At 34.6% G+C, this 17,546-nt stretch carries 15 protein-coding genes, 2 pseudogenes and 3 other annotated features; of the genes and pseudogenes, 12 read left to right on the top strand and 5 right to left on the bottom strand.

The window, feature by feature from the left end; genetic code table 11:
* Positions 1–369 precede the first annotated feature (369 nt).
* Together BLV40_RS11325 and BLV40_RS11320 are read left to right on the top strand one after the other, a co-directional pair.
* On the top strand, positions 370–750 hold the full coding sequence (locus BLV40_RS11325) for a VOC family protein (protein ID WP_090689891.1): 381 nt from the start codon (positions 370–372) through the stop codon (positions 748–750).
* A gap of 291 nt (positions 751–1,041) precedes the next feature.
* On the top strand, positions 1,042–1,794 hold the full coding sequence (locus tag BLV40_RS11320; RefSeq protein ID WP_090689887.1) for an aminoglycoside phosphotransferase family protein: 753 nt from the start codon (positions 1,042–1,044) through the stop codon (positions 1,792–1,794).
* 132 nt (positions 1,795–1,926) lie between these two features.
* Here BLV40_RS11320 and BLV40_RS11315 read toward each other — a convergent pair.
* Positions 1,927–2,235: pseudogene (locus BLV40_RS11315) on the bottom strand (VOC family protein); the annotation flags it as partial.
* A gap of 189 nt (positions 2,236–2,424) precedes the next feature.
* Positions 2,425–2,625: a DUF1657 domain-containing protein gene (locus tag BLV40_RS11310; protein ID WP_003198197.1), complete on the bottom strand. Its 201-nt coding sequence runs from the start codon at positions 2,623–2,625 to the stop codon at positions 2,425–2,427.
* A 337-nt stretch (positions 2,626–2,962) separates the two neighbouring features.
* Between BLV40_RS11310 and BLV40_RS11305 the strand changes: the two genes are divergently transcribed.
* The 3 genes and pseudogenes from BLV40_RS11305 (at position 2,963) to BLV40_RS11295 (ending at position 5,455) form a co-directional block, all read left to right on the top strand.
* Complete coding sequence (locus tag BLV40_RS11305) at positions 2,963–4,189, top strand: phospholipase D-like domain-containing protein (protein ID WP_090689884.1); 1,227 nt, start codon at positions 2,963–2,965, stop codon at positions 4,187–4,189.
* Between the two features lie 501 nt (positions 4,190–4,690).
* A pseudogene (locus BLV40_RS29295) lies at positions 4,691–4,861 on the top strand (nitroreductase); the annotation flags it as partial.
* Between the two features lie 39 nt (positions 4,862–4,900).
* Complete coding sequence (locus BLV40_RS11295; RefSeq protein ID WP_026591115.1) at positions 4,901–5,455, top strand: GNAT family N-acetyltransferase; 555 nt, start codon at positions 4,901–4,903, stop codon at positions 5,453–5,455.
* 100 nt (positions 5,456–5,555) lie between these two features.
* Here the strand turns inward: BLV40_RS11295 and BLV40_RS11290 are convergent, their stop codons facing one another.
* Positions 5,556–6,023, bottom strand: a complete 468-nt coding sequence (locus BLV40_RS11290; RefSeq protein WP_090689881.1) for a GNAT family N-acetyltransferase — start codon at positions 6,021–6,023, stop codon at positions 5,556–5,558.
* A 40-nt stretch (positions 6,024–6,063) separates the two neighbouring features.
* A complete protein-coding gene (locus BLV40_RS11285) occupies positions 6,064–6,483 on the bottom strand; it encodes an SgcJ/EcaC family oxidoreductase (RefSeq protein ID WP_090689878.1) in 420 nt (139 codons plus the stop codon).
* A 200-nt stretch (positions 6,484–6,683) separates the two neighbouring features.
* On the opposite strand from BLV40_RS11285, the gene BLV40_RS11280 reads away from it, so the two are divergent.
* Together BLV40_RS11280 and BLV40_RS11275 are read left to right on the top strand one after the other, a co-directional pair.
* A complete protein-coding gene (locus BLV40_RS11280) occupies positions 6,684–7,235 on the top strand; it encodes a GNAT family N-acetyltransferase (RefSeq protein WP_090689875.1) in 552 nt (183 codons plus the stop codon).
* On the top strand, positions 7,235–7,759 hold the full coding sequence (locus tag BLV40_RS11275; protein ID WP_026591112.1) for a cysteine hydrolase family protein: 525 nt from the start codon (positions 7,235–7,237) through the stop codon (positions 7,757–7,759). Before BLV40_RS11280 ends, BLV40_RS11275 begins: the two co-directional genes overlap by 1 nt.
* A 132-nt stretch (positions 7,760–7,891) precedes the next feature.
* On the opposite strand, the gene BLV40_RS11270 is transcribed toward BLV40_RS11275, so the two are convergent.
* Complete coding sequence (locus BLV40_RS11270; RefSeq protein ID WP_026591111.1) at positions 7,892–8,329, bottom strand: YndM family protein; 438 nt, start codon at positions 8,327–8,329, stop codon at positions 7,892–7,894.
* 187 nt (positions 8,330–8,516) lie between these two features.
* On the opposite strand from BLV40_RS11270, the gene BLV40_RS11265 reads away from it, so the two are divergent.
* The 5 genes from BLV40_RS11265 to tyrA all read left to right on the top strand — a co-directional run bounded on the left by BLV40_RS11265 (position 8,517) and on the right by tyrA (position 17,542).
* The gene (locus BLV40_RS11265) at positions 8,517–12,011 is read left to right on the top strand and encodes a DUF4020 domain-containing protein (RefSeq protein WP_090689872.1); all 3,495 of its coding nucleotides are present in this window, start codon (positions 8,517–8,519) and stop codon (positions 12,009–12,011) included.
* A 114-nt stretch (positions 12,012–12,125) separates the two neighbouring features.
* Positions 12,126–12,357 (top strand) — a binding site (T-box leader).
* Positions 12,358–12,412: 55 nt separating this feature from the next.
* Positions 12,413–12,646: a binding site (T-box leader), on the top strand.
* A 139-nt stretch (positions 12,647–12,785) separates the two neighbouring features.
* Positions 12,786–13,862, top strand: a complete 1,077-nt coding sequence (locus tag BLV40_RS11255) for a bifunctional 3-deoxy-7-phosphoheptulonate synthase/chorismate mutase (protein ID WP_026591109.1) — start codon at positions 12,786–12,788, stop codon at positions 13,860–13,862.
* A gap of 9 nt (positions 13,863–13,871) precedes the next feature.
* Positions 13,872–14,106: a binding site (T-box leader), on the top strand.
* A 53-nt stretch (positions 14,107–14,159) separates the two neighbouring features.
* Positions 14,160–15,332, top strand: coding sequence for a chorismate synthase (aroC, locus tag BLV40_RS11250; RefSeq protein WP_090689868.1), 1,173 nt, complete (start codon positions 14,160–14,162; stop codon positions 15,330–15,332).
* A 16-nt stretch (positions 15,333–15,348) separates the two neighbouring features.
* Positions 15,349–16,449, top strand: a complete 1,101-nt coding sequence (hisC, locus tag BLV40_RS11245) for a histidinol-phosphate transaminase (protein ID WP_090689865.1) — start codon at positions 15,349–15,351, stop codon at positions 16,447–16,449.
* Entirely contained in the window at positions 16,442–17,542 is a 1,101-nt protein-coding gene (gene tyrA / locus BLV40_RS11240) for a prephenate dehydrogenase (protein WP_090689862.1), read from the top strand. The genes hisC and tyrA overlap by 8 nt, the downstream gene beginning before the upstream one ends.
* The last annotated feature ends 4 nt before the right edge of the window (positions 17,543–17,546 follow it).

Raw genomic sequence — 17,546 nt, 5'->3', positions numbered from 1 at the left:
TTATGCTTGTTTGAGCTTGTAAAATTAAATAACATTATTATCATTTTACACTAACAACGGAGGAGAAAAGGAAAAGTAGAAACCAATCCATCCAAAAGGAGCAACATTTCATGCTCCTGTAACAAGTTAAGATATATAGGTTAAAGTGAAGAGAGAATATAACAATATAGTTTACATAATATTATTATGTTAAGGGATAGTAGGTTGGCTATTATTTAAATACTAAAACTCATCTCAAGATATGAAGAGAGCGAGAAAATCAGTGTGTAAAAATGTGTGAAGTGAAAGTTTAGCATAAAAGCACTTCAAAAAGAACGCTAGTTCGTATATACTGAATACAACTGAAGTAGAAGAAGGGAAGAGAAGCTGATGATTCATAAAGTTGGTCAAATTATGTTATATGTAAATAATCAAGATGAGGCTGTGCAATTTTGGACAGAAAAAGTAGGTTTCCACTTAGTTGCTGATGAAAATAATGGTCAAGGATTTAGATGGATTGAAATTGCGCCAACGGAGAAAGCGGAAACGAGTATTGTTCTACATAATAAGGAATTAATTGCGAAGATGCAGCCTGAATTAAATTTAAGTACGCCATCCATGTTATTTTTCACTGAAGATATCGATAAGTTACATAAAGAGTTTGTAGAGAAAGAAATTACAGTCGGAGAAATTGTAAATATGCCGTCTGGAAGAGCATTTAATTTTGCTGATCACGAGAAAAGTTATTTTGCAATTATGGAGAAAAAATAATTAAGAGCATAAATCGATTTGAAATATTGACACGATGTTTTAAAGTTTATTTAGATCCTGTTTTACAGGGTCTTTTTTATTGGTCTCTGATCGATAGGAAAAAATAAAAGAACCAAGATTTGATCCTTCTACTGTATGTATTGTTAATCGATCACCTGTTTCGCTAACGAAATATGGGTATTAAAAAATTCAGAGTTTAATATAAGAGGGGAGGCTTTCAATATAATTACATCGAATGTATTAGATGAAGTGTAAGGCATTATTGTAATTTATCTTAAGGAGAGAAAATAATTGAACCTAGGTAAGCCAATAGCTATTGGAAATACAGCAAAGATATATCTTTGTGATTATAAAATTGTAAAAGTGTTTAAAGAACACTTTCCAAATACAGAATCTTTATACGAGGCAAAGAAACAAGAATACGCTTATTCATGTGGACTTAACGTCCCTCAGGTATTTGAAGTTACAGAAATAAAGGGTAGGCAAGCAATTATAATGGAATATGTAAAAGGGCAAACAGTTGGTGAACTTTTGATAAATCATATGGAACGGGCGGAGCATTACATAAGTATTTGTGTCGATATACAACAAAAGATGCATGCTGTTGTTGTTAATTCAGATTTACTTGAACCGATGTCAGCAAAGCTACATCGCCAGATTGAATCAGTATACAATCTAGATGAGGAACAAAAGGAGAAATTGTTAAGAAAATTGGATTCAATGGTAATTGAACCTAGGCTATGTCATGGAGATTTTCATCCATTTAATTTGATCATGAGTCATGATAACGTGAAAATTATTGATTGGGTAGATGCTAGCGCGGGAGATATTCGTGCAGATGTATACAGAACATATTTATTGTATGCGCAGTCTTCAGTCGAGTTAGCTGAAATGTATTTACGTATATATTGCAATAATACTGGCTTATCAAGGAATGAAGTTTTGGAGTGGGCTCCTATTATTGCTGGGGCTAGATTATCAGAAAATTCATCTTCAGAAAACATAGAACATCTAAAGGGGTTAGTAGACCGGTATTGTCATTAAGGAAAACGACAGAACCAGCATTTCTGTAATGATCAAACTTTTTTAAAGAATGAGATAGTAAGACCGTTCAAAATTATTGAACGGTTTTTATTTTATTTCATAATTTAAATATCTAATAATATAAGTATGATGCTAGAGGGTTATCTCGATATGATTTCCTTCCAGATCACTTATTATGCTCTCGTAATAGCCATCTCCAGTGAAACGTGGTCCATTTAATACAGGATATCCAGCTTCTTTTAATGTTTTGATTAGTTGATTCACATTTTCTTCACTACCAACAGAAAAAAACAAATGAGCATATCCAATTATATTGGGATTAGGTTTATCTTCTATTCCTTTCTTCCGCATAATTTCAAGACGTGCTTCAGATTCAAAAGTAATAAAATAAGATTCAAAGTGTTTAGCTTTATTGTGATATAAAGGATTTGCCTCTCCATCAACTTAAGAATTTTATAACACACTTAAAACGAAAAAATGTACATCTCTAGATGAAAATGTACATTTTTTTGTTTTGGGATACTTACTTTTCTTATCTTGATTTTAATTGTAATCATCATTTTAATAATCGTTATCTAAGCTGAGCACTCTTCCATGTAGAAGATATTCTATGTGAAAGGTATTACGTTATTACTTGTACTGAGGCTCTTCTTGTTCAATTTGCTGAAGACGAGGATTTAAAGATTCAATAATCTCTTGAGTTTGTTGTGCTGCACCTTTATATAATTGTTTTGCTTGCTGGTTATCAGTATCAAGAACAAATCCTTCTAGGCATGCTTGAGCACTCTTTAATCCAGCGATAGTTTGTTTAAGTTTAGTGCTTACTGTCATGTAGTATTTCCTCCTTGTAAATGTGCTTCAAAATATAGAATGCCTATTTTGTTATTATAGTACGATTTCCAATTTTAGGGTTATGTGAATGAGAAATTTTACAGTTAATTATTTGAGGGAGGATTTTTTTAGCTAATAGCTACATGGAATACCGTTAAGTGGTGTTATGTTAACTTAACGTGAATAGAATATTCATAAGAAAAATCTACCATGTAAGAACGTAATTTATTTATATATTCTATGGTGAAGATTAGATTCATGGATGGGTATGGAATAGTTTTGTACCGATAACAAAAACTAACAGAAAGAAAACGATAAGATATAAAGGAGATTAAATATGTTGAAAAAGATAGGGAAAACTTTCCTGGTACTCCTCTTTGTATTTATCGGGGTATGTTTTGTTTTGCTTGTGTGGGATGAAATTGACAGAACAGCAGCTGAAAAAAGTGGGAGATTTGGCCAGCAGCCTAGCCAATACCCTATTCGTCAAAGTGATATTACTATGTATACAGACGGGAAACAGTTAAACAATCAATTATTCTCAGATATAAAGAAAGCAAAACATTACGTGCATATTAACTTTTTCTCTATTGCTGATGATAAAGTAAGTCATCAGTTTCTAGAGTTATTGAGGCAAAAAAGTCAGGAAGGTGTAGAAGTATACTATGCGTTGGACAGGCTAGGTGGAATTTTACTAAAGAAAAAGGAAAGAGAATTATTAGTTAAACAAGGAGTGCATTTTACATATTACAATAAGCCTGCTTTCCCTTATCTTTCTTCTTCTTTGGATCATCGGAATCATCGTCGTATTTCAGTTATTGATGGAAAGATAGGGTACATTGGCGGATTTAACATTGGCAAGAAGTATTTGGGGGAAAAAGAAAAACTTGGTTACTGGAGAGATTATCACCTTCAAATACGAGGAGAAGGCGTTCGAGATCTAGAAAACCAATTTGTGTTAGACTGGAAGAAAAACTCAGAGAAACCGATTCCGAAACACAGCGCGATAAAGGAAAAGGGAGCAACCTCGCATCGATTTACTGCATATTATAGCGGAGAAAAACTTGGACAAGATTATGCAATGCTGTTTCAACAAGCAAAAAAGTCCATCATTATATTAACGCCTTATTTTATACCAAAAGACAAAACGATTTGGAATGCATTAGTAGATGCAAGAAAGAGGGGAGTCCGTGTCAAAATTCTGTTCTCACCTCATTCGGATGCACTGTTAGTGAAAGAAGCAGCGTATCCATATATCCGAAAAGCATTAAAACAGGAAATGGAAGTATATGGTTATAAAAAGGGAGTGTTACACGGTAAAGTATTTTTGATTGATGAAAAAATATTGATGGTTGGGACCGTGAATTTTGATTCGCGCTCGTTTCATTTAAATGAAGAAATGAACTGTTATATCCATGACCCTGACTATATTTCGAAAATAAAGCCAGTCATTCATGCAGATTTACAAAATTCAAAGCAAGTAACATCCTCTGACGTCAATCAATTATCGATAAAAGAAAAAATGAAAGAAAAGGTTGCAAAAATGTTTGCGTATTATTTGTAAAAACAAAGTATTTTTATATAAAGGAGTAGTAAACGGCATTTATTAGAATAAATTAAATTACTGACACATGGGTGAAGCTTAGTAACGCAATTAATCAAAATCAAAAAATTGTTAACCAATGCGAGCAGAATAGATGAATACACCGAGAAAACTTTATTTTAAAGGAACTGAAAAAATTATGAATGGAATGGATATGATTTGACTTTTGCAATCAGTAGCTTTAAGGAAGTTTCTCAGGCAGAATTCTTTAATCCATAGCTTTTAACAGGGTTGAAAAATCAAATAAGATAGATGTGCAATTTTGTACTATAGGGACTTAAACAATCGATGTAATAATTCAATGAGAGAAACTTGAAAAGGAGTTTGTTTCATGAATATTACATCTTTTTTGATTTACTGTTTTATTATTACGTTAACTTAACATTAGTCGTTATCTGTTCACAAAAACAGTTGATGCTTTTGTGTCGCTAGACAGTTCTTAGGTGGTTTCTATTTACATTTATAGATTGGTTTATACTTTGCCAGATTAATCTGAGGTTTGTTGTTATTTCAAGTACTGAAGGAATGAAGGGGTATAACAATGATAAGATGCATCTAAGAGGTGCAATGATTGGTCCGCCTTTTCTCATAATTGTTAGTTTATTCATTGCAGGAATCGCTATAAATATTTAGTATGGGGAATATATTATATTTTACTTAGAGGAGAGAAAGATGGACATTGTTATTAGGAAACTAGAATTAGAAGATTTGAATGAATTTCCTGAAATTGATGATAGTTTTACGGTTGACTCTAAGCTAGTTCTTTCATTAGGAGCTATAAATCAACAAATAGAATACACAGTGCAAGAAATACCAAGCTATGAGAAAAATTATTCAGACGATATATATAAAGGGGATGAGATAGACTATAGTGAATATGTTAATAATCCAGATCAAATAATCTTTTTGGCGGTTATGAATCACCAAATAATTGGAATGATTATATTAAAGAGGAATTGGAATGGTTTTGCTTACGTGGAAGATATAACAGTAGATAAGCAGTTTAGACAGCTTGGAGTAGGTAGAAAATTAATTGAGCGAGCAAAGCAATGGGCGCAAGCTTGTGAAATGCCAGGAATCATGCTGGAGACACAATGCAATAACGTTAGAGCATGCAACTTTTATGAGAGTTGTGGATTTGTTATAGGGGGCTTTGATTTTCTTGTATATAAAGGGATAAATGAGCAAAGTGATGAAGTTGCAATATATTGGTATTTGAGATTTTAAGACAGTCCGATATAACCTATAGTACTTCACACGAACAAAGAGTGTCTTTAGAACTTTTCATGGCACTCTTTGTTCGTTATCATGCTAAGATAAAAAAATTCTAGAGGTACAAGGAATAGGTTTGTTCACCGTATGTGAGAATTTCATCATCGGTAAACCCAAGATTTGAATAGAATTTTTGACCCGAATCATTTTCAGGGTGCACAGTTAAGCGAATGCGATGGCAAGATGGATGAATGGTTTTTATATGGTTAATTAACACTTTCATTGCCGCGCCCCCAAATCCTTTTCTTTGATATCTTTTGTCGATAAAAAAATGAAATAGCCAAAAGTCCTTTTGACAATCCGGTTCGTAATGTAGTTTAAAGAAACCAACTATTTTCTCGTTATGATAAATTCCAAAAGGTTCAATCATTCTATCATCTGGCTTAATATACGCTTTTGCAAGTGCAATAGCAACAGTTGGTGTAACTTCAGAAACGAATTTTTGTTGCTCAATATTTACAGAAAGGTTTAGAGCTTCTCGCCAGTTTGTAGAAGTTATTTTTTTCAGATTTACGTGCGACATGAGTCGTAACCTCCAGTTCAAATAGGGGATATGTGAAGTATTATTGAATGAGCGTATTTTGCCCGGCAGCAATTTTCCACGCTTCCTTTTCTTTGACCATCACATAAACAGCAAGACTGCCTTGCTCATTTTCTATTATTGTCCCGTCAGAGGTTGTTGGATATTGTCTAATATGTGTGATAGCTACGTCGAAACGTATGAAATTAATGCTTTCAATTGTATAACGAGCGTATGAATTACGAAGAGGTCCTGATAAAAGAACTTTGTGCGTCTTATTGATTTGCTTCCAACCTGAAAGCCGCTTGCCAAGCACATTGACCCATGTGGCATTTAAGGTGAAGTGTCGATCTAATTCATTCGCATCATGTGTATTAAATGCAATTTCCATTTCGGTGATCGTTTGTTGGATTGCATGTATTTCTTCTTGTTGCTGCTCTTTTGAATCATAACCTTTAGACATTTTTATTCCTCCTATGTTGGTTTGATATCTATAGATTACTAAAGTAAAGGTTTTATAACATCCAGCAATAGTAGTATTTTTTGAGGTGAAACTTATACGAAGGTATGATGACAAGGCGGTGTATCGTATTCACTGTCTAATAAGAGGACTTAATTCAATGAGTATAGAATATTATAAGGCTATGAATAAAGAGGTGAAATATGTTATTTCAAAAAGGGGATGTATCGATTAGATATGTTATAGAAGAAGATGTGAATACAATTTCAAAATGGTTAACAAATCCTGAAGTTTTACAGTATTACGAAGGCAGAGATAATCCGCAATCTCCAGAAAAAGTACGTATGCATTTTATCCAAAATCCAAAGAGTGATGAAAAAAGGTGTCTAGTAGAATATGCAGGAGAACAAATTGGTTATGTGCAAATGTACCCGATAGAATCAGAATGGAACAAGTTATATGGATATAGAGAAAATCAGGATATATGGGGCATGGACCAATTTATTGGTGAACCAACATATTGGAATAGAGGAATTGGTACAGAACTCGTCCAAGCTACAATTACATATATCATCAACGAATTAGGGGCAGAAGCAATTGCAATGGATCCAAGAGTAAGTAACGAACGTGCCATTCGGTGTTATGAAAAATGTGGATTTCAAAAGGTGAAAAGATTAAAAGCACATGAGTTACACGAAGGGAAATTAGAAGATTGCTGGATGATGGAGTATAGAAAAAAAGGGAGCGATGTGTGATGAAGAAAGCTTTGGTAGTAATAGATGTTCAAGAAGGTATGTATACTGCAAATGGACCAGTACATAATGGACAGAAATTATTAGAAACCTTACAAGAATTAATTCAAAAATGTCGTTCAAATGAGATTCCTGTTATATATGTACAGCATAATGGGCCTAAAGGTCATCCTTTCGAAAAAGGAAAACCGGCCTGGAATATTCATTCTGACATTGCACCGAAAGATGGTGATACCATTATCGAAAAAGAAACACCAGATTCTTTCCATAAAACAAATCTTCGTAAAGTATTAGAAGATAAGGAAATCGAACATGTAATTATATCAGGAATGCAAACAGAATATTGTGTGGACACAACAACTCGCAGAGCTTTTAGTGAAGGATATAAAGTAACTTTGATTCGCGATGCACATAGTACATTTGACTCGGAGCAATTGAGCGCGGAAGAAATTGTTAAGCATCATAATGCAGTACTGGGTGCATTTGCTGATGTTGTGGATTTCAAAAATATAAAGATAGAAGTATAAAATCGAATTGAAAGGAAGTAGTGACAGCAGGTAGCGGAATGGTTCCGCAATCTGTTATGGAGCAATATTATCAAAAGAAAAGTTTATGAAAAAGAAGGATGTCATGATATAGATTGTGACATCCTTCTTTTCTTATTTTTTCTTATCTTTATCTAAGATGTTTTGTTCTTCAGCAAACTCAGTTCCATACGCGAATCGACCATTCATATTAATTCGTTCATTTTTATGTCTTTCATGCGTATGAGAGGCGCGATGCACAAATACTTCAGATAACGTAAAGAGAATAGCGGACAGAATACTACCCCATGCGATCTGCATATAATTGTCCAATAAAATATTACCGAAAATCCATACGCTTAAATATGTCAACAAAAAGTCGGCCATAATAGCGGCGGAATTGCCGATGTGCTCCAATAGAATCTTATCAACAAACATATAGGAAACGATTGTTACAAACAGGCTAAAGGAAATAACATCAACAATTGTTGCATCAAAAAACAAATCAAGTCCGATAGCAAAAGCAATGATACACGATATAAATTTGATAAGCACATTAGTAAAATTGCTCACAGTGCACACCTCCTGTTTTTACATAGTTTTGGTATAAAACAAGAAGTTCATACATTCCTTATGTATGTACATGAGTGTAAAAAAATTTTTTTCATGTTAAACATCTTGTCGAAATATTAAAAAAATAAACAAAAAATGTTATAGTAAAATGAGAGTATATGACATTTTTAGGTAAGGGGGGATCCAGATGTGGATTACTTCAGAAGTAGAAATTCCAGATGAACTATTTGATAATCTTGAGCAAGGAAGGCTTGTATTATTTGTCGGAGCAGGGGTTTCTATGAAAGGGAAATCAAACTTACCAAATTTCGATGATTTAGTTGATGAAATTGCGGAAACTTTATACGTTGAAAAGCGTGAAAAAAACGAACCGCATGATTATTATCTTGGAAAAGTTGCGAAGACGAAAGATGTACATCAAGTTGCACAAGATCTTGTTGATGTGAAAGATTCAAAGCCGAATCCATTACACTATGCGATTCCGCGGCTTTTTTCAGATGACATTGATGTTCGCATCGTCACTACAAATTTTGATCAACATTTTACAAGTGTAATTAGACAAATGAATCGAGATATTAATATATATTACGCACCTGCACTTCCAACAGGTAGAGCGTTCAAAGGTTTAGCATATATACATGGCAATATAGAGCAGGAGAAAGAAAATTTAATATTAACGGACGGTGATTTTGGAAGGGCTTACTTAACAGAGGGATGGGCAAGAAGATTTTTAGTTGATTTATTTTCGAATTATACGGTACTATTCATCGGATATAGCCATAATGATCCTGTTATGAAATATTTAGCAACAGGTTTACCACCGAGTACAAGACGTTATGCATTTGTTGCTCAAGGAGATAATACATATCATTGGGAGCATTTGGGAGTACGCCCCATTGTTTATCCAAATAAGGTGAACAATCATCAGGCACTTGTGCAAGCTGTGAGGCGCTGGGCTGAATTAATGGGGGATAACTATATTACAAAAAGAATGCGGATTCGTGATATTGTGACAGTTCCACCATCAGTTGAACAAGAGCAATTATCATATATAAAGCAATCAGTAAAAAAGATCGAAACACTCCGGTATTTTATAGAATTTGCTCGTGATTACGAGTGGGTAGAATGGTTAGAGGCAGAAGGGAAACTCCAAAATTTATTTTTACTTTCCACCATTCATAATGAAGAGGATGAATTGCTGGCCGATTGGCTTGTCGAACAATTTCTTTTTAGTCATCAAAAAGAATTATTTCAGCTTATTTATAAAAATCACTCAAAAATTTCTCCTTTGTTATGGCGAACCATTTGTACGTATTTAAACGAAACAAAAGAGCAGGTTGAACCGCTATTATTTGCAAAATGGACATTACTTTTACTAGAAACAGCAGAAAAAAATAGCAGTTCTATAGAACTTGTTTCACATTTGTTACATAGATGTTCTTTCCCTGAACATAAAGAAATTTTCATCTTATTGTTGGCGTTTATTTTGGATGGAAAGATTAAATTAAAACGTGTCAGAAGATGGGAACACGATATGCAGGATTCGATTGAATTAGAGGAAACAAGTCGTTTGCCAGTTCCTGTATTTTCATTTGTACAACAGATTTGGGATGAAAGAATGAAACCGCATATCGCATATTTTGCTGACCAAATTATGGTTATGGGATTAGAAAAAATCCAAATGTTATTTTTAAGACAGGCTGCATTAGAGAAAAAGGACGGTGTGACATATAATAGAGTCGAGTTTTCTGAACATGATTTACAGCCAAAAGATTTTACATTTTTAATTCGTATTGTAAAAGAATCCCTCGCATATTTATGTGCGAATCATAAGAGAAAGGCAAACTACTATATCGCTCAAATGATTGAAACAGATAGTATATTACAAAAACGAATTGCGGTAGAGGCAATGAGTGGAAATTCATTTGCAACTGACGATGAAAAAGTCAAATGGTTGCTAGAACAAAATTTACTTTTACATGTTACATATAGGCATGAAGTATTTAATTTTTTAAAGAAGCATTATTCCTGTGCTTCGGAACAAAGTAAACAAGAGGTGTTACAAAGGGTGATGAAACACCTTGTTAATGAGAGAGCTTTTGATGCTTGTCTTGTTATGGATTTACTATACACATGTGATCCGAATGGTAATTGTACAGTACAAGCATATAAAAAAATGAAACAAAAACATCCGCATTTTTCCCCAGAGAGTTATGGTGAAAAGCGAGTAGAGGATGCTGTACAAAGCATTACATGTAACGTAACTGCTGATGGGTTATTGCAATTGAAAGAGCATGAAATGATGAAACAAGTTAAGCTCTTTTCTCATGACGGTATTTTTGAACAGCGTCATTTTTTAGAAATGTTATCAAAAGCATGTAAATTGAATACAGAGTGGAGTATTTCGCTTGCTTATCAATTATTAGGGGAAAGTATGGTAAGTAATGAAGTATGGTTTGTCTGTATTAGGGCATGGGGGAATAATCGAAAGCTTACTAATCAACAGATACAAAAAATTATTCCACTCTTACAACAATTTGTAAGGAATACATCTTTTCAATGGTTAATTAGTAGTTTTCTTTATGAAATCAGCAATCGATTAGAAGAATTTCAAGAGGATAGTATACGTGTTGTGAAACGTTTTGCCTTTTCTTTATTTCCCCAAGTAATGAAAAGTGATCCGAATTTCAAGATAGGGGAACATGACTTTTATAATGAGTCTATTCAACATCCTATTGGAAAGATGACGTCAGTATTATTAAAGCTGCTAGCATATGATCACTTATACGATCGGAACATTCACGAATACTTGTTTTTATTTGAAGAACAAATGCGAACGTTGTCACAGAGTACACATTTCATGCTTGCACGATTAACGGCAGACATAACATTTTTGTACCATATTGAGAAACAATGGTGTAGAAAAAATTTGCTACCTTATCTCGACTTAAAAAAACAAGATAAGGTAATAAAATATGCATGGTCAGGCCTTTGCTATACACAAATAAATTTACCGCTATTTACAGAGATAAAGCGATATATTAAATATGCAGTCGAACATTTATATGTATTACATCCACATACAAAGAAAGTATTTTTAAAGTGGCTCAGCTTTGTTTTTATTAAATGTGTATTATATTGGGATCAACGAGCCGATTGGTTATATCCACTTTTTATACAGGAAACGGAAAATGACAAAATTAAGTTTATGGAATACTTATGTTATTATGTGAAAACATTAAGCGTAAGAGAACAACAAAAATTTTGGGAGGCTTGGTTAGCTGGTTTTTTAATGGAACGTCCAAAAATGAGTTCTGTAACTGGTAGAGAATATGTCATGTTTTTACGTTTTGTATTATGTATGGATGAAGTTGCAGAAAACGGAATACAAACAATTCTTACTCGTTTCTCTCCCATATCAGAACGTTACGACCAAGCGGAAATGAAACAACTATTTTTGGTTATTTTGGAAAAGAAAAATAACATGAAATATCATGTGGAAACCTATGGTGAATTATTTTTTTCGCTACTGCAAAACCTTCATGAGGCAAATTCTTTTGAAAATGAAATCATTGAGATTAAACAATTGTTAACAGATTACCAAGTGGAGAAACAATTATTAATATCTATTCAAAACGAAATGATTCGTATTGGACTTGTGATGACAAATTTACAAGATTGATAGTGGGGAAAGAGTGGAATTTTAAAAAAATAACTAAAAAAGTATTGACAGTATTTTAAAAAGCATTCTATAATACGAATCATACTTATTCAATTTCACAAACATTTGAATAAACAAAGTGCAATGAAGAGATCACAGTAGTGAAGATCTTACTGTAACAGAGAGCTGATGGTTGGTGTGAATCAGTACAGGGATACTCATGAATTACAGTCTTGGAGCATCTTTTTCGAGTAAAGATATATGTTCTTTATGAAGGAAAAGCGGTCAAATGATCGTTAACAGTGAAGAGAGGTAGATGAAAGTAGTCTACAACTAGGGTGGTACCGCGATAAATATCGTCCCTACTGATTGGATCAGTAGGGACTTTTTGTATTTTTGTGGTCCAACTTGAAAATTGAATATTACATGCAGTGAAAGGAAAAGAAGTAGTAGTTGTTTCCCTGTAACAGAGAGCTGGTGGTTGGTGTGAACCAGTACAAAAACAAGTGCGAATTACAGTCCTGGAGCATCTTTTTCGTAGTAAAGATGATAGTCTTTATGAAGGGAAAGACGGTCAAACGATCGTTAACAGTGAAGAGAGGTAGACGAAAGTAGTCTACAACTAGGGTGGTACCGCGATAAATATCGTCCCTACTGAGTAGATCAGTAGGGATTTTTTGTACACAAAAAAGGCGGAATCGATCTCACAATAAGTTTTTATAGAATTTTAATTCAGAAAATAGGGAATTTTTATTCTCTTCAAATAGTTTTGAACATTAAAAGGAGGATTTTAAAATGGCAAATCATGAGTTAGAACAATTACGTAAACAGGTGGATGAAATCAATTTACAATTATTACAACTGTTAAATAAACGTGGAGAAATCGTTCAAAAGATTGGAAAACAAAAACAAGTGCAAGGTACGAAACGTTTTGATCCAGTTCGTGAGCGTGAAGTACTGGATATGATTGCGGAGCATAATGAAGGTCCATTCGAAACTTCAACAGTTCAACACATTTTCAAAACAATTTTCAAAGCAAGCTTAGAATTGCAGGAGGATGACAATCGTAAAGCGTTACTTGTTTCACGTAAAAAGAAAAAAGAAAATACAATTGTTGATGTAAAAGGTGAATTATTAGGAAATGGAAAGCAAACGTTCATTATGGGGCCTTGTGCTGTAGAAAGCTTAGAGCAAGTTCGCCAAGTAGGGCAAGCGATGAAAGAACAAGGATTAAAATTAATGCGCGGTGGTGCTTTCAAACCGAGAACATCACCATACGACTTCCAAGGATTAGGGATTGAAGGCTTACAAATTTTACGTCAAGTAGCTGATGAATTCGATTTAGCGATTATTAGTGAAATTTTAAATCCAAACGATGTAGAGATGGCTCTTGATTACGTTGATGTCATTCAAGTTGGAGCACGAAACATGCAAAACTTCGATTTACTAAGAGCTGTAGGTAAAGTAAATAAACCAGTGTTATTAAAACGTGGTTTAGCAGCAACAATTGACGAATTCATTCATGCAGCTGAATACATTATCGCGCAAGGGAATGATCAAATTATTCTATGTGAGCGTGGTATCCGCACATACGAAAGAGCGACGCGTAATACGTTAGATATTTCAGCAGTGCCAATTTTAAAGAAAGAAACACATTTACCAGTTGTCGTAGATGTAACACATTCTACAGGACGCAGAGATTTATTATTACCTACTGCAAAAGCGGCACTGGCAATTGGAGCAGACGCAGTAATGGCTGAGGTACATCCGGATCCAGCAGTTGCATTATCTGATTCTGCACAACAAATGGATATTCCAGAGTTCCATAAATTCATGGAAGAGTTAAAAGGATTCAAAAATAAATTATCTTAATTTCATATTGAATATGCGTTGAAAGGGAAACAGTAGTGCTTATCTCCCTGTTTATAGAGAGCTGATGGACGCTGAGAATCAGTACAAAGATAAGCATGAATTACAGCCCTAGAGCATCTTTTTCGTAGTAAAGATCATGGTCTTTACGAAGGGAAAGACGGTCTTATAGATCGTTAAAAATGATAAGAGGTAGACGAAGGTAGTCTACAATTAGGGTGGTACCGCGATAATAATCGTCCCTACTGATTGCTCAGTAGGGACTTTTTTGTACAAAAAAATAATAAAGGGGTAAGAGAAATGAGATACATTACAGCTGGAGAATCACATGGTCCACAGTTAACTGTTATTTTAGAAGGTGTACCTGCAGGGTTATCGTTACAAGCAGAACATATTAATAAGGAATTATTAAGAAGACAAAAAGGGCATGGTCGCGGGAGACGCATGCAAATTGAAACAGATACAGTAGAGATTGTAAGTGGTGTACGCCACGGAGTGACACTTGGTTCCCCAATTACATTAATCGTAAAAAATGATGACTTCAAACATTGGACGAAAGTAATGGGAGCTGAACCGATTTCTGAGCAAGAAAGTAAAGAAATGAAACGCACGATTACAAAACCACGTCCGGGACATGCAGATTTAAACGGTGCAATTAAGTATGGGCACCGTGATATACGAAATGTTCTAGAGCGCTCTTCTGCAAGGGAAACAACCGTAAGAGTAGCAGCTGGTGCAGTTGCAAAGCAAGTTTTAAAAGAATTAGATGTACAGATCGCTGGGCATGTTCTTGAAATTGGCGGTGTCAAAGCAAGTCATGTAGGGCAGTTATCAATAGAAGAAATTCAAACAATCACAGAAAATTCGTCTGTTCGTTGTTTAGATAAAGAGGTAGAACAAACAATGATGGATGCGATTGATACTGCGAAAGCAAACGGTGATTCAATTGGCGGAATTGTAGAAGTCATTGCGGAAGGAATGCCAATTGGCGTTGGAAGTTACGTCCATTATGATCGAAAATTAGATGCAAAGCTTGCAGGAGCAATTATGAGTATTAATGCTTTTAAAGGTGCTGAAATCGGGATTGGATTTGAGGCGGCAAGGCAGCCAGGAAGTTCTGTACATGATGAAATTCTATGGGACGAAGAAAGAGGATATACGAGAAAAACGAATCATGCAGGTGGATTAGAAGGTGGTATGACTACAGGAATGCCAATTGTAGTAAGAGGTGTAATGAAGCCGATTCCTACATTATATAAACCACTGGCGAGTGTAGATATTGATACGAAAGAAGTATTCCAAGCAAGTATTGAACGATCTGACAGCTGTGCAGTACCAGCTGCAAGTGTTGTTGCAGAGGCTGTTGTTGCATGGGAACTTGCGGATGCATTAGTTGAACAATTCGGAAAAGATCGCATGGAATTAATCAAGCAAAATATAACGCAGCATAACAAATATGCAAAAGAATTTTAAAAAGGATGGATTACAAATGAAGATGAAAGAGCAATTATCATCATTACAGCCATATAAGCCAGGCAAATCAGCGGAGCAAATGAAAGAAGTATATGGGGATCATTCATTTGTAAAATTAGCATCAAATGAAAATCCATTTGGTTGTTCACCACGTGTTAAAGAAGAATTACAAAAAACATGGCATGACCATGCTTTATATCCTGATGGAGGGGCATTAGAGCTTCGTCAAACAATCGCAGAAAAACTGCAAGTTCAAAAGGAACAAATTTTATGCGGAAGTGGACTTGATGAAGTTATTCAAATTATAAGTCGTGCGGTACTTTGTAAGGGAGATAATGTAGTAACAGCAGGAGAAACTTTTCCGCAATATCGTCATCATGCAGTGATTGAAGGTTGTGAAGTAAGAGAAGTTCCATTAAAGAAAGGGATTTATGACTTAGAGGAAATTGTTTTAACTGTAGATGAAAAGACAAAAATAATTTGGATTTGTAATCCAAATAATCCAACGGGCACATATATTGATGACCGAAAATTAAATAAATTTATAAATAGTGTACATGATGATGCGCTAATTGTAATTGATGAAGCGTACTATGAGTATGTAACAGCGAAAGATTTTCCAGAAACAATACCATTATTGAAAAAACATAAAAACCTTCTTGTATTACGAACATTTTCCAAAGCATATGGTTTAGCATCATTTCGCATAGGGTATGCAATTGGACAGGCAGAATTGATTGAGAAATTAAATATTGTTCGTTTGCCATTTAATGTTTCTTTATTTGCGCAAAGAGCGGCAACAATCGCTTGTAATGATGATGGATTTATAAAGGAGATCGCTCGTGTAAATCGAGAAGGATTAGAGCGATATGAGAGTTTTTGTACCGAGAATGGGATTCCGTTTTATCCATCTCAAACAAACTTTATCTTTTTACCAGTAGACGATGCAGAGGAAATCTATGAACGGTGTGCACACGCAGGTTTTATTATTCGTCCGTTTTCAAATGGTGTCCGGATTACGATTGGAACGAGTGAACAGAATGAAGGAGTGATTTCAGTGTTAAAACAGCACTTTATAAATAGAAAGAATAAGTTTCGAGATGAGGCAAATGTGTAAAAAAGTTGTATTAATTGGGACAGGTTTAATAGGTGGTTCGCTTGCATTAGCAATAAAGAGGGAACATGAAGTGATGATTACAGGTTATGATATTCATAGTGAACAAATGGAGCGCGCGAAAGAATTTCATGTAATTGATAAAGTTGCAGGAGATTTACAGGCTGCTTGTGAAGAGGCAAATTTAATTATTTTTGCTTCTCCAGTTGAAGAAACAATAAAGTTATTACGTCAGCTTGCATTATATGATTTACGTGAAGATGTAATTGTTACAGATGTAGGTAGTACAAAGGGCAAGATTATGAATGAAGCTGAAGATCTATTACCTGCAGGAGTGGCTTTTATTGGGGGACATCCGATGGCAGGTTCGCATAAAACGGGTGTTGAAAGTGCAAAGGCTCACTTGTTTGAAAATGCATTTTATATTTTAACACCAAGGAGTCATGTGTCAGATTATCGAGTAGAAGAATTAAAAGATTGGTTAAAAGGAACAAGATCTCATTTTCTTGTATTAAATACAGAAGAGCATGATTATGTAACCGGAATTGTGAGTCATTTTCCACATCTAATTGCGGCGGGGCTGGTGAAACAAGTTGAAAAACATGGAGGGGACAATCCGCTTATCCATCAACTTGCGGCAGGTGGGTTTAAGGATATTACACGTATTGCCTCGAGCAGTCCGAAAATGTGGAGTGATATCGTAAAACAGAATCAAAGTCATTTATTACAATTACTAGAAGAGTGGATTAGTGAGATGAAAGAGCTGTACAAGACGGTTTCTGTAGGTGATTCTGTTGAATTACAAAACTACTTTGAAAATGCGAAACAGTATCGTGATTCTTTACCCGTTCGAAAAAGCGGAGCGATTCCAGCTTTCCATGACTTATATGTTGATGTTTTAGATAAAGTAGGGGCATTAGCTCATATTACGAGTATTTTAGCCTATGAAGAAATTAGTATTACAAATCTGCAAATTATAGAAGCGCGAGAAGGATTACTTGGTGTGCTTCGTATTAGTTTCCAAAGAGAAGAAGATCGCTTAAAAGCGACGATAGTACTTCAGAAAGAACAGTACCAAACGTATGAAACAATATGATAGG

It is taken from the genome of Bacillus sp. 166amftsu (assembly GCF_900107445.1).
Lineage (GTDB): Bacteria > Bacillota > Bacilli > Bacillales > Bacillaceae_G > Bacillus_A > Bacillus_A arachidis.
This window is presented reverse-complemented; position numbering and strand designations above follow the sequence as displayed.